Source organism: Serratia sp. PL17 (assembly GCF_017832355.1).
GTDB lineage: Bacteria > Pseudomonadota > Gammaproteobacteria > Enterobacterales > Enterobacteriaceae > Serratia.
In genome coordinates, this window is sequence record NZ_JAFIBY010000001.1 from 1,002,306 (window position 1) to 1,015,934 (window position 13,629).

12 protein-coding genes are annotated in these 13,629 nt (G+C 54.2%); 6 read left to right on the forward strand and 6 right to left on the reverse strand.

The features are described 5' to 3' along the window. Nucleotide 1 precedes the first annotated feature (1 nt). The 3 genes from prc to htpX all read left to right on the forward strand — a co-directional run bounded on the left by prc (nucleotide 2) and on the right by htpX (nucleotide 3,598). Nucleotides 2-2,038, forward strand: coding sequence for a carboxy terminal-processing peptidase (gene prc, locus JOE25_RS04980; protein WP_209632982.1), 2,037 nt, complete (start codon nucleotides 2-4; stop codon nucleotides 2,036-2,038). A 100-nt stretch (nucleotides 2,039-2,138) separates the two neighbouring features. Continuing rightward, a complete protein-coding gene (locus JOE25_RS04985) occupies nucleotides 2,139-2,522 on the forward strand; it encodes a DUF4260 domain-containing protein (RefSeq protein ID WP_245209777.1) in 384 nt (127 codons plus the stop codon). Nucleotides 2,523-2,719: 197 nt separating this feature from the next. After that, the gene (htpX, locus tag JOE25_RS04990; protein WP_209632984.1) at nucleotides 2,720-3,598 is read left to right on the forward strand and encodes a protease HtpX; all 879 of its coding nucleotides are present in this window, start codon (nucleotides 2,720-2,722) and stop codon (nucleotides 3,596-3,598) included. A gap of 48 nt (nucleotides 3,599-3,646) precedes the next feature. On the opposite strand, the gene JOE25_RS04995 is transcribed toward htpX, so the two are convergent. Next, on the reverse strand, nucleotides 3,647-5,041 hold the full coding sequence (locus JOE25_RS04995; RefSeq protein WP_209634185.1) for an MFS transporter: 1,395 nt from the start codon (nucleotides 5,039-5,041) through the stop codon (nucleotides 3,647-3,649). Between the two features lie 225 nt (nucleotides 5,042-5,266). On the opposite strand from JOE25_RS04995, the gene kdgR reads away from it, so the two are divergent. Further along, nucleotides 5,267-6,058, forward strand: a complete 792-nt coding sequence (kdgR, locus tag JOE25_RS05000) for a DNA-binding transcriptional regulator KdgR (protein WP_209632985.1) — start codon at nucleotides 5,267-5,269, stop codon at nucleotides 6,056-6,058. Nucleotides 6,059-6,145: 87 nt separating this feature from the next. On the opposite strand, the gene phnR is transcribed toward kdgR, so the two are convergent. Continuing rightward, nucleotides 6,146-6,865, reverse strand: a complete 720-nt coding sequence (gene phnR / locus JOE25_RS05005; RefSeq protein ID WP_209632986.1) for a phosphonate utilization transcriptional regulator PhnR — start codon at nucleotides 6,863-6,865, stop codon at nucleotides 6,146-6,148. A gap of 143 nt (nucleotides 6,866-7,008) precedes the next feature. Here phnR and phnW point away from each other — a divergent pair, with 143 nt between their 5' ends. Together phnW and phnX are read left to right on the forward strand one after the other, a co-directional pair. After that, entirely contained in the window at nucleotides 7,009-8,112 is a 1,104-nt protein-coding gene (gene phnW, locus JOE25_RS05010; RefSeq protein ID WP_209632987.1) for a 2-aminoethylphosphonate--pyruvate transaminase, read from the forward strand. Nucleotides 8,113-8,119: 7 nt separating this feature from the next. Beyond that, complete coding sequence (gene phnX / locus JOE25_RS05015) at nucleotides 8,120-8,929, forward strand: phosphonoacetaldehyde hydrolase (protein WP_209632988.1); 810 nt, start codon at nucleotides 8,120-8,122, stop codon at nucleotides 8,927-8,929. 65 nt (nucleotides 8,930-8,994) lie between these two features. On the opposite strand, the gene JOE25_RS05020 is transcribed toward phnX, so the two are convergent. The 4 genes from JOE25_RS05020 to JOE25_RS05035 all read right to left on the reverse strand — a co-directional run bounded on the left by JOE25_RS05020 (nucleotide 8,995) and on the right by JOE25_RS05035 (nucleotide 13,535). After that, nucleotides 8,995-10,386, reverse strand: coding sequence for an L-cystine transporter (locus JOE25_RS05020; protein WP_209632989.1), 1,392 nt, complete (start codon nucleotides 10,384-10,386; stop codon nucleotides 8,995-8,997). Between the two features lie 182 nt (nucleotides 10,387-10,568). Beyond that, entirely contained in the window at nucleotides 10,569-11,117 is a 549-nt protein-coding gene (locus JOE25_RS05025; RefSeq protein ID WP_209632990.1) for a metal-dependent hydrolase, read from the reverse strand. Between the two features lie 401 nt (nucleotides 11,118-11,518). After that, entirely contained in the window at nucleotides 11,519-12,184 is a 666-nt protein-coding gene (gene hxpB, locus JOE25_RS05030; RefSeq protein WP_209632991.1) for a hexitol phosphatase HxpB, read from the reverse strand. Between the two features lie 64 nt (nucleotides 12,185-12,248). Beyond that, nucleotides 12,249-13,535, reverse strand: coding sequence for a protease (locus JOE25_RS05035; RefSeq protein ID WP_209632992.1), 1,287 nt, complete (start codon nucleotides 13,533-13,535; stop codon nucleotides 12,249-12,251). Nucleotides 13,536-13,629 lie beyond the last annotated feature (94 nt).

Consider the following 13,629-nt stretch of genomic DNA (forward strand, 5'->3'; position numbering starts at 1 on the left):
CATGAACAAATTTGTCAGATTAACAGCAGTCGCGGGTCTGTTGTGGGCGGGTGTAAGTTACGGAGCGGACACAGCCAACATCCGCATCGATCAACTGCCGCAGCTTCAGCAGGAACCGCAACATGCTACTGTGAGTGAGCGCGTAACGTCGCGCTTCACTCGCTCTCATTACCGCCAGTTCTCCCTCGACGCGGACTTTTCAGGCAAGATATTTGATCGTTACCTGAATATGTTGGACTACAGCCATAATGTGTTGTTGGCCTCTGACGTGGCGCAATTCGCTAACAAGCGCGATCAGCTTGGCGAAGAACTGAAAAGCGGTAAGCTGGATACGCCATACGCGCTGTACAATCTGGCCCAGAAACGCCGTTTTGAGCGTTACACCTATGCCTTATCGCTGCTGGAAAAGCCAATGAGCTTCACCGGCAACGACACTATCGATCTCGACCGCAGCAAAGCGCCGTGGCCGAAAGACAAGGCCGAACTGGACAGCCTGTGGAATGCCAAAGTCAAATATGACGAGCTGAACCTCAAGCTGACCGGTAAGACCGACAAGGAAATACGTGACACGCTGACCAAACGCTATCAGTTCGCTATCAAGCGCCTGACGCAAAGCAACAGCGAAGACGTATTCCAACTGGTAATGAATGCCTTTGCGCATGAAATCGACCCACATACCAATTACCTTTCTCCGCGCAACACCGAACAGTTCAATACCGAAATGAGCCTGTCATTGGAAGGCATTGGTGCTGTGTTGCAGATGGATGACGATTACACCCTCATCAATTCTATGGTGCCAGGTGGCCCGGCGGCGAAGAGCAAGGCGATCACCGTAGGTGACCGTATTGTTGGCGTTGGCCAAGCAGGCAAACCTATGGTTGATGTGATCGGTTGGCGCCTGGATGACGTGGTTTCCTTGATTAAGGGGCCAAAGGGCAGCAAAGTGCGCCTGGATATCCTGCCGGCTGGCAAAGGCACCAAAACACGGGTGGTTACGCTGACCCGTGAGCGCATCCGTCTGGAAGATCGTGCGGTGAAAATGACCATCAAGACCGTCGGCAATGAGAAAGTCGCGGTGATGGATATTCCCGGCTTCTACGTTGGCCTGACCGATGATGTGAAAGTGCAGTTGCAGAAGATGGCCAAGCAAAACGTCAAGAGCCTGATCATCGATCTGCGCACCAACGGTGGCGGTGCGCTGACTGAGGCGGTATCGCTGTCTGGCCTGTTCATTCCGAGCGGCCCGGTTGTGCAGGTACGTGACAACAACGGTAAAGTGCGTGAAGACGCAGACACCGACGGTGTGACCTACTACAAAGGGCCATTGGTGGTACTTGTTGACCGTTTCAGCGCCTCGGCATCCGAGATCTTTGCTGCAGCAATGCAGGACTACGGCCGTGCCCTGATCGTCGGTGAACCCACCTTCGGTAAAGGCACTGTGCAGCAGTACCGTTCGCTGAACCGCATTTACGATCAGATGCTGCGTCCGGAATGGCCGGCCTTGGGTTCTGTGCAGTACACCATTCAGAAGTTCTACCGCGTCAATGGCGGCAGTACTCAACGTAAGGGTGTGACGCCGGATATCCTGATGCCAACCGGTGTTGATCCCGCGGAAACCGGTGAAGCGTTTGAAGATAACGCGATGCCGTGGGACAGCATCAATGCTGCGACCTACACCAAAACCGGCGACTTGAAGCCGTTCGAACCTGAACTGCTGAAAGATCATGAGCAGCGCATCGCGAAGGATCCTGAGTTCCAGTACATCGCGCAGGATATCGCGCATTACAAGGCACTGAAGGACAAGCGTAACATCGTTTCACTCAACCTCGCCCAGCGTGAGAAAGAGAACCACGATGATGATGCTACCCGTTTGCAGCGGATTAATGATCGTCTGCAGCGTGCCGGTAAGAAGCCGCTGAAGTCGCTGGATGATTTGCCGAAGGATTACCAGGAACCAGACCCATACCTGGATGAAACCGTGCATATCGCACTGGATCTGGCGCACCTTGACCAGGCGCAGCCAGCGGCGGCGAAGTAACGCAGTCGAACATCAGCAAATGAAAAGCGCACCCAAGGGTGCGCTTTTTAATGGGCGCTCCTGAAGCGTTTTTCGACGTTAAACACAGGGTGGGAACATGATGGTGAGCAACTTAACTCCTGCAATGCGTACTCTGCTGCGGCTCGAAGCGCTGCTGGTTCTGATCCTGTCTGTCGCGATATATCATTACCAACACTATAGCGGGTGGCTGTTTGCCGGTTGTTTTCTGCTGCCTGACATTTCATTTATCGCCTATGCACTGGGTAAAAAGGCCGGGGCGCTCGGGTATAACATCGCACATTCCTATATAGGCCCGATACTCTGTGGCCTGGTGTTTGTCTGGCTCCAACAGCCGTTTTGGCTGATGGCTGCACTGATTTGGTGTGCGCATATTGGCTTTGACCGCACGCTGGGCTATGGGCTGAAATACGCTGAAGGATTTGGTTATACTCATCTCGGGCGTTTGAATAATAAACAGCGCTGATTTTCCGTTAGAAAACCCACCTCTTTATGCAACAATCGTTTACAATTTGAAAAGCATTGCTCGCGCGCCGTTTTTGTAAAGTTTCGTATTTTTAGTAGGTTAATGGCGTGGAACTCTTGAAACTGTGACGAATGCCCATACGATCTAGGGTATCCGAGACAGCGTTTTGTTAACATTTATGAGGAAGTAAACATTTTATGATGCGTATAGCTCTGTTCCTGCTCACCAACCTGGCGGTGATGTTGGTTTTCGGGCTGGTACTCAGCCTGACGGGAATCCAATCCAGTAGCGTTCAGGGCCTGATGATCATGGCTGGTCTGTTCGGCTTCGGCGGCTCGTTTGTCTCATTGCTGATGTCCAAATGGATGGCGCTGCGCTCCGTTGGCGGGGAAGTGATTGAACAACCGCGTAACGAAACTGAAAACTGGTTGCTGGAAACAGTACGCCGTCAGTCACAACAGGCAGGCATCGCCATGCCGCAGGTGGCGATTTACCATGCACCGGATATTAACGCCTTTGCTACAGGCGCACGCCGTAATGCGTCGCTGGTTGCTGTCAGCACCGGTCTGTTGCAGAGCATGAGCCGTGACGAAGCGGAAGCGGTTATTGCCCACGAAATCAGCCACGTTGCCAACGGCGACATGGTCACCATGACGCTGATTCAGGGTGTCGTAAACACCTTCGTGATCTTTATCTCACGTCTGATCGCGCAGGCGGCCGCAGGCTTCCTGGGCAACCGTGACGGCGAAGGGGAAGGCAACGGTAACCCGATGATCTATTTCGGTGTGTCGATGGTATTGGAACTGGTGTTCGGTATCCTGGCCAGCATTATCACCATGTGGTTCTCACGCCACCGTGAGTTTTACGCCGATGCCGGCTCTGCCAAACTGGTTGGTCGCGAGAAAATGATTGCGGCGCTGCAACGCTTGAAAACCAGTTACGAACCGCAGGAAGCGGGCAACATGATGGCGTTCTGCATCAACGGCAAATCCAAGTCGTTCAGCGAACTGTTCATGTCGCACCCGCCGCTCGATAAACGTATCGAAGCGCTGCGTTCAGGCCAGTACCTGAAGTAACCCTGATAACGTTAAAAACCCCGGCTTGCCGGGGTTTTTTTATGCCTGCTATTTGGCTTGTTGGTGGCTTTCTACCGGTTGTACCCGCGGTTGAGTAATACGCAAACTGCTGACCGCCGCCGCCAATGTGGCAAAGGTGCCCGCCAGGATCAGTGAGGCATGAGTACCTGAGGCAGGGAACAGGTTAAACATCAGCGCCACCAAGGCTGCGCCGGAGGTTTGCCCCAACAACCGTGCGGTGCCGAGCATGCCGCTGGCTCCGCCGCTACGGTTACGTGGAGCGGCGGAAATAATCGTGTGGTTATTGGGCGATTGGAACAACCCGAAACCAGCGCCGCACAGGACCATACGCCAGATAATATCCATGTCCGACGGGTTATGCGGCAGCATCGCCAGCAGGAATAACCCCGATGCAAACACGGCCAGGCCTATACACCCGAGCAGCCCGGCGTGGACGCGTTCTACCAGCCGCCCTGCGAGGGGGGCCATGACGATAATGGCTAACGGCCACGGCGTTAGCAGCAGCCCGGTGGCGACCTCATCACGGCCCAACGTGCTTTGCAAAAAGAACGGCAATGAGACCATAGCCAACATCTGTGCCGCGAACGAACAAATTGATGTGCCCATCGACAGTGCAAAAATGGGGATGCGCAGCAGATCTACCGGCAGCAACGGAAATTCCTGGCGCAGCTGGCGGCGGACAAAGAAGAAGCCAATCACCAGTAGTGCTGCGATTTCGCTGAAAATCAACGTCAGGCTCTGGCCTTGAGCAAAGCCGCTGATGGCGGTAATCAACAACCCGAAGGTCAGCGCGTTCATCACGGCGCTGGTCGGGTCAAAGCGCTGGTTAGTACTTTTCTGGCTATTGGCCGGAAGATATTTCATCCCCAGCAACAGCGCCACAATGCCGATCGGCAAGTTGATGGCGAACAACCATTGCCAGGATGCTACCGACAGGATCGCTGCCGCTACCGTGGGGCCAGCCGCCGACGAGAAGGCGACAATCAGCGAATTGATGCCCATACCGCGCCCAAGGAAGCGCTGCGGATAGATAATGCGGATTAATGCGGTGTTGACGCTCATGATGGCGGCGGCGCCAAAACCTTGCAGCACGCGGGCGATGGTCAGTGTCGTCAGTGAGTCGGACAGGGCGCAAAACAGTGATGTAACGCTGAAAACCAGCAGGCCAGCCTGGTAGATGCGGCGATAGCCAATCAAGTCGCCGAGTGAGGCCAACGACAGCAGTGAAATGGTAATGGCTAACTGATAGGCGTTCACTACCCAGATGGAGCTGGCTGGGCTGGCATTCAGATCGCGGGCGATGGTTGGCAGTGCCACGTTGGCAATCGCACCGTCGAGCACTGAAACGGTAATGCCCAGGGCAATGGCAAGGATAGCCCCATAGCGCTGCGGGACGGGGAGGCCGTCAGTACAAGGACGCATGTTGATCTCGGCGGTATTAATTCGGGGGAGTATTATCATGCTAATCATATTCGTCTGCGATTGCATCCACAGTTTCGCACGCAATTGTAATAACCAATGAGAGCGAAACGCCTAACCCTTTCCCTCTCAGGCATTTATCTCTTGGCTGGATTGCATGGTCTCTGAGGTACCGCGTATACTGAAACCCGTGTTCAAATTTCTTAAAACAGAAGCTGGGTAGGATATATGGTTAACGCAGATCCAGATAAGCAACCGGATGCCGTGTCGTCGGTGCTAAAGGTTTTTGGTATCTTGCAGGCGCTGGGCGAGGAACGCGAGATCGGCATTACTGAGCTTTCCCAGCGGGTGATGATGTCCAAAAGTACTGTCTACCGTTTTTTGCAAACCATGAAGTCCTTGGGCTATGTGTCGCAGGAAGACGAGTCGGAAAAATATGCGCTTACTCTCAAGCTGTTTGAACTGGGAGCCAAGTCGTTACAGAGCGTTGATCTGATCCGCATCGCTGACGTCCAAATGCGTGAACTGTCGAGTCACACCCGTGAAGCCATTCACCTTGGGGCATTGGATGAAGATAGCATTGTCTACATCCACAAAATCGATGCCATGTATAACTTGCGCATGTACTCTCGCATAGGCCGCCGTAACCCCCTGCATAGCACTGCGATTGGCAAAGTGCTGCTGGCCTGGCGCGATCGGGCGGAAGTAACCCACATCCTGTCGCAGGTTGAATTTACCCGCAGTACTCCGAACACCCTGACCGACGCCGCTGCGCTGTTGTCAGTGTTGGATCAGGTGCGTGAACAGGGCGTGGGCGAAGATATTGAAGAGCAGGAAGAAGGGTTACGCTGTATAGCCGTGCCGGTATTTGACCGCTTTGGCGTAGTCACTGCGGGTCTGAGCATTTCGTTCCCTTCTATTCGTTACTCCGAAGACGCGAAGGCCGATTACATCAAACGTTTGCATACCGCCGCGCGTAACATTTCCGAGCAAATGGGTTACCACGACTATCCATTCTGATCCCGTCGGTATAGGGCATTAAGGGCGCAGCCAGTCATGGCTGCGCCTTTTTATTGTGGGCTTACGACGGCGCACCGGCATGCAGGATTAAAGCGTATCAACCTCAATGCGCAGGCTGTCGTGGCGCCAATATTCGATGTCGAAATCGAGAATGCGGCCTTGCTGATCGTAATTAAGTCGGCGCAGCAACAGTGCCGGCAGGCCAACCATCGCACCCAAGGCGGCAGCGGCATTGTGTGGCAGTGCGGTCGGGTAAAACGACAGGTGCATTTTGCGATAGGTCAGGTTGTAGTGTTGCTGATAAATCTCGGTCAGGCTGCCGTTTAGATCTCGGCGGAGTAGTTCCGGTACTCGCTCGGGCAGACAGTGATTTTCACAATAACAAATTGCCCGGTCATCGGCATAGCGCACACGGCGTAGCAGATAGATTTTATCCGATGGCGCTAATGCCAGCGGTTGCATCACATCACGCGGTACCCTGGTTTTCTCAGCCGATAATAGCGCAGTGCGGGCCGCACGCCCCTGTTCCTGACACAAGCGGTGAAAGTTGGTGTTTTGCGTCGGATCTAACCACAGCCGTTCTGGCGTCACAAACCATCCCCGGCGATCGGCACGGTAAATGGCCCCGGTCGCTTCCAGTTGCGCCAGGCTTTCACGGACGGTAACCCGGGTCGTGGAGAAAATTGCGCACAGCTCGCGCTCAGAAGGCAGTTTATCTCCCGCCTGCAGTTCACCAAGAGTGATGCGCGCCTGTAACTGATCCTTGATTTGCAGGTAGTGGGGGATCTCGCTCTGATGTTCTTTCATTTCAACTCGCTATGGCATTTTGGCACCTGCCCATTATACATGTGCAGATGAATTTTTTGTTTCAGCTGCGGTTGTCGTTTGACCCGAGAGCAAATTTACCGCCACTATACCGCAATCTGGTATAGACCAATTAGGTGAGTGAAATGTCTGAACATGATTACCTGTTGTTAACGCCTGGCCCGCTGACCACGTCAAAAACGGTGAAAGAGGCCATGTTGTTCGATAGCTGTACCTGGGATGAAGATTACAACCTGGGTGTGGTGCAGAACATCCGTCAGCAGTTGGTGGCGCTGGCGACTCAGTCGACCGGCTATACCTCGGTGTTATTGCAGGGCAGCGGCAGTTTTGCCGTAGAAGCGGTGTTGGGAACGGTGATTGGCCCACAGGACAAGCTGTTGATCGTCAACAACGGCGCTTATGGCGCGCGCATGGTTGAGATGGCCAGGTTGATGGATATCAACCACCACGCATTCAACTGCGGTGAAGTGAATGAGCCGGATGTAGAAGCGATGGACGCTGTGCTGAAAAGCGATACGCGTATCAGTCATATCGCCATGGTGCATTGTGAAACCACGACGGGAATGCTCAACCCGCTGCAACGGGTCTCAGGTTTGGCGGCGCGTAATGGCAAAACCTTGATCGTGGACGCGATGAGCAGTTTCGGCGGCATTCCGCTGGATGTGGATGCGCTGGGCATTGATTATCTGATCAGCTCTGCCAATAAATGCATACAGGGCGTGCCGGGTTTTGCATTTGTGATAGCACGACGCAGCGAGCTGGAAAAGTGCATTGGGCGTTCGCGTTCGCTGTCACTGGACTTGTATGCTCAGTGGCGCTGCATGGAAGATAACGCCGGTAAATGGCGTTTCACGTCGCCAACCCATACTTTACTGGCTTTTGCGCAGGCCCTGCGCGAACTGGCGCAAGAAGGGGGCATTGGTGCCCGTAACGTCCGCTACCGTACTAATCAACAACGTTTGGTTGCAGGGATGCGCGCACTTGGATTTGAAACGTTGTTGGAAGACGATCTTCACTCGCCGATTATCACTGCCTTTTATTCGCCTAAGGCAGAAAATTACCGCTTTACAGAGTTCTACCAGCGCCTGAAGCAACAGGGCTTCGTTATTTACCCCGGTAAGGTATCGCAGAGCGATTGCTTCCGTATAGGCAACATTGGCGAAGTCTATCCGCAAGATATTGAACGTTTGCTGGCCGCGGTCGGGCAAGCAATGTATTGGGAGCGATAGGATACCCATGAACCAGATTAACGCAGTGATTCTCGACTGGGCCGGTACGACAGTGGACTTTGGTTCTTTTGCGCCGACGCAGATTTTTGTCGAAGCCTTTAAGCAGACCTTTGATATCGACATTAGCTTGGCTGAAGCACGTGTTCCAATGGGGTTGGGCAAGTGGCAGCACATTGAAGCTTTGGGCAAGCTGCCGGCGGTAGATGCGCGCTGGCAACAAAAGCTCGGTCGTTCTATGAGCCATCAAGATATTGATGCGTTGTACCAAGCCTTTATGCCGCTGCAAATTGCCAAGGTCATCGACTTTGCCGACCCTATTGAGGGGGTTCCGCAGGTGATTGCCGCGTTACGTGAACAAGGCGTCAAGATTGGCTCCTGTTCAGGCTATCCGCGTGCAGTGATGGAGGTATTAGCACCTGCGGCAGCGCAGCGTGGCTATGCGCCGGACCATTGGGTATCGACGGATGATTTGGCCGTTGGCGGCCGTCCTGGGCCGTGGATGGCGTTACAGAACGTGATTATGCTGGGTATTGATGCCGTGGCGCATTGCGTCAAGGTGGACGACGCGGTGCCGGGTATCAGCGAGGGGATCAACGCGGGGATGTGGAGCATCGGGTTGGCGCTGTCGGGTAACGAATTCGGCGCCACCTGGGAGGAATACCAGCAAATGAATGATGAAGAGATTGAACGGCGGCGCAGGTTGGCGGCGGATAAGTTGTATGCTGCCGGGGCACACTACGTGATTGATACATTGGTACAACTGCCGGGGGTGATTGCCGAAATCAATCAGCGGTTGGCGAAGGGTGAACGGCCATAGTCGTTTCCCAGATATAAAAAAACCGGGGCTGGTGAAAGCCCCGGTTTTTTTAGTGCTGACGAAATTTACTGGTGAGCCAGTTCGACTTCGTCTTCGCTGTCCATAATGGACTTGTCAGTTTGCTTCATCAGCTGGCTGGTGATGGTACCGGCAGCCATAGAGCCGTTGACGTTCAGTGCGGTACGGCCCATGTCGATCAAGGGTTCAACCGAGATCAGCAGGGCAACCAGCGTAACTGGCAGGCCCATTGCCGGCAGCACGATCAGAGCGGCGAAGGTTGCGCCGCCACCCACACCGGCAACGCCGGCGGAGCTGATAGTGACGATCCCGACCAAGGTCGCAATCCACACCGGGTCCAGCGGGTTAATACCGACGGTTGGGGCAACCATGACCGCCAGCATCGCCGGGTACAAGCCCGCGCAGCCATTCTGGCCAATGGTGGCACCGAACGAGGCCGAGAAGCTGGCAATGGATTCCGGCACGCCCAGACGACGGGTCTGCGCTTCCACGTTAAGTGGAATACTGGCGGCGCTGGAGCGGCTGGTAAAGGCGAAAGTGATGACCGGCCATACCTTGCGGAAGAACTTCAGCGGGTTAACACCGGTGAATGCCAACAGGGCAGCGTGCACCGCAAACATGATAGCCAGACCCAGATATGAGGCGACGACGAAGCTACCCAGTTTGATGATGTCGTGGACGTTAGAGCCGGCGACCACTTTGGTCATCAGTGCCAATACGCCGTATGGAGTCAGTTTCATCACCAGACGTACCAGTTTCATCACCCAAGCCTGCAGAGTATCGATCGCCACCAGCACGCGTTCGCCTTTAGGCTTGTCGTCTTTCAGCAGTTGCAGCGACGCCACGCCGAGGAAGGTAGCGAAGATCACCACGCTGATGATCGACGTTGGGCTGGCACCGGTCAGGTCGGCAAACGGGTTTTTAGGAATAAAGGACAACACCATCTGCGGTACGGTCAGGTCGGCCAGCTTGCCCACGTAGTTGCTTTGGATCGCTGACAGACGCGCGCTTTCTTGCGCCCCTTGCACCAGGCCTTCAGCAGTCAGGCCGAACAGGTTGGTCACCAGCACGCCCACCAGCGCTGAAATCAGCGTGGTGAACAATAGGGTACCGATAGTCAGGACGCTGATTTTCCCCAGGGAAGAGGCGTTATGCAGCTTGGCAACCGCGCTCAAAATAGAGGCGAATACCAGCGGCATCACAATCATTTGCAGCAGTTGCACATAGCCGTTGCCGACAATGTTGAACCAGCTGATGGATTCTTTCAGTACCGGGTTGTCCGAGCCGTAGACCAGTTGCAGTGCCAGACCGAACACCACGCCCACGACCAGGCCGATCAGGACTTTTTTCGCCAGGCTCCATTGCTTGTGGCGGGTTTGCGCCAACAGCAAAAGAAGGGCGACAAAAATCACCACGTTAATAACGAGCGGAAGGTTCATCCCCAATGTCTCCAATATTTTTCTTATATAAAAATGGCTATGCACCATGGCGTAGCAATACTAAATATCGTAACAGTTTGCGTGGTGGCTCACTTATATCCAAATGGAATTTGATATAACTCCATGTGCTAATTTGTTTAATTAATGTGCTTTATGGGTGCTAAGTGGGCACTTTTATGTGATCACAGTCTGATATTTTTTATCTGCTCAAAATATGACTGCACTGGGATGGTGCACCCGCCTTGCCAATAGATGGCGAAAGCCACCAGGCACAGACACAGGGCGCGCTCAAGTTGATTGCCTTTTTGAGAATTAAGCAGTGGCAAGCGAAAACGCCAACGGCAGGGCCAAAGTAAGGGGACTCCGGCAGGGGTGAGCATATCCGCCAGCAGGTGACTGAAGTAACCAATAATCATGGCGTGCAGGACGTCGGCAGGGATGGGCCAGCTACGCGGTACATCGAGCTGGAACAACGCCATACCGCCAGCGATTGCCAGTAAGCTGTGGGTAAAGCCACGGTGGCCAAATGCGCGTGAAATTGGAATGGCAATCCAACGCAGGCGCTGACCCAGCACTGATTTGGGGTGATCGATATCGGGGAGTAACGACGTCAGCAGCGCGGCAGGGATGATATGCCACCAGTCGCCGGTAGCAAGCGATGGTGTCACCTCGGCCTTCTTGGCGAAAATCGCGCAAGCGACAGAGAAAATAAGATGCCCTTCCGCGGTCATACTGCTGTTCCGGCTGATAAACTGTTAATTTATCCAGTATATGGGAAAATTCCCAGTAGTGGAAGCAGTTACCCTGTAACCAATTGTTTATTTTTCTCGGGTTTACAACGGCTTGTTACTTAAATGGCCAATCGTTGTGCACTTTTGCGACATTAAGGCGGTTGGTGAGGGAGAAAGCGCCGGACGCGAGCGTTCGGCTGCGTGGCAGTGACAACCTGCGCCAACCGCCCGGTGCTTTCTTGTTGCTCCAGCATAAGGAGGGTGGCACGGTAACTCAATAAAAATGAAATAACGTTTTATTTATTTTATGACGGAGAGCAGGTTTTAGACATTGGCTTGCGGGTTAGGGGGGAAGATAGACATCATGGCATCGGATTAAGATTAAACCGATGCCATGCAGATCAGGTCAGGTGGTTGGGTGTCAACTGTTCGAGGCTATCGAGTTTATGATCCGCTAATGCCCAGCGTGTATCGTGCCGGTATTCGTGCGCAGGGATCACGATTGAACGCATTCTCGCCGCTTTGGTGGCGATCATGCCGTTGAAGGAGTCCTCCAGAGTAATGCAGTGCAGCGGATCGCTGCCGAGGCGTTCGGCGGCGATCAGGTACACTTCCGGATGCGGTTTGCTATAAGGCAGATATTCGGCGGAGACCAGTTGGTCAAAGTAGCCGTCGAGATCAAACATCTTCAGCACCTGCTGCTGCATATGCAGTGGCGAAGCGGAAGCCAGGCCGATATTCAGATCCAGACTGCGACACAGCTCCAGCGCTTGTTGTACACCTGGCAGCAGAGGGCGTTTCTCGCGGACCAGCTCGATAGCGCGCTCGATAATGCGGCCGGAAACCTCTTCCTGTGAAACACCTTGCCACGGCATGGCCTGGTACCACATTTTCACCACCAGATCGATGCGCAGGCCCAGGGTATCTGGCAGCTTGTGACGGTCAGACAAATCCAACCCCAGTGCGCCAAAAATATCCAGCTCTGCCTGGAGCCACAGCGGTTCTGAATCGATCAATAAACCGTCCATATCAAAAATAGCGGTTTCAATACGTTGCGAATAGGCCATTAGCGGTTAACTCCTGCCGGCGCCGGTGAATGTGGCCAACACTTTACCATTGCCGGCGGGGAGACTAAAACTTTTGCCTGCGCGGCCGAGCCTTGCCATACCGCAGAATACGCCACATATCCTGCAGTTTTAGCCACCAGCGCTGGTGTTGACGTTCGGTAACCTGCTGCAGCATCCGCGCATAATCCAGCACCAATCCCGGTGTCCAGGTCATGCTTTCGCCACGGCTGCGCAGCACCGCCAACATCCACAGGTTAGGATCGAGTATCAGCAACAGGAAGCGACGCCACAGATGTTTATCACCCAGTACGCCTTCCAGTGCGCTGTCGAGCGCCAAAATGACCGTGGTGGAACAGTTACGACGGGTCAGATTGTAGGTGGCGTCTTGATGGTAGCGCTGCCAAAAAGCGCGTAGTGCGGTGGGATTAAAACGATGGAACTGAATTTTCTTGTCCGGTGGACACCAGGCTGCCACTTCCTGCTGCAAACCCGGCAGAAATCGGCCGTCGACGTTGTTTTTCTCACCGGAATGCAGCAACTGGCGAAAATCTTGTGTGGACTGGCTGATATCGTTAAGCGGGTAGTGGCTGATATACACGTCCGGTGCCAGCGCCAAGGCTGCGTGGCCCGTGGAGATATTCCCGTTGCCGTCGACGGCTGCGATGTAACGATCAACGATGTAACGTCGCCGGGCATCTTTTGCTGAACCCATCGGTGTCCAGATATACAGGGTGAGCAAGGCAATTTCATCTGTCCCCGTTAACGTGGGGGGCTCCGGCGTTGGGTTCTGATTCAACGCAAAGCTCCCTAACTGCCGGGCAATGCGCAACAGCGCCCAACCGGAAAGCAGAATCATCACGCCGAGGCAAAAAGGCACCGTCATTCGGTGCGGCACCGGCCAGCCGACAAAGATCATCAACGAAAGCAGAATTTCGCCGCTGCCTGCCAGTGCAACCAGTTTCCAGCGGCTGTGTTGGATCACCGTAGATGAGGCGATGCGAACTGCGCCGTCGAGCAATAACGCGCTACCGAATACCAGCGTGGCGACAATGTTATCGTCGGCGGGTACGTCGAGCACCAAGAAGGCCAAAAACAAGAAGCCGAGCCCTTTCAACAATACCGGGCGGCTTGCGGAGGAGCCAATCACCAGCGCGGCGGAAATGGCCACCAGCCCCTCGAGCGCCAACAGCACGGCCAGCGCATCCAATGCCAGAACGGAGCGGCCGTCCTGCAAAACGTCGAACAGCATAAGTGCACCGATGGCTACCCATACCCAGCCAAACAACATCAGCAAGCGTCGCTGGCTGTGCAATGCCTTCGCACCCAGCAATAAGATTATCAGTCGAATCATGCAGACTCCTGTCGAGACGAACTTATTTAACTATATAACGATTAATGGTAACGAGCGGTCGCTATTGATCTGTCGACTTTGGATGATCCCGGCT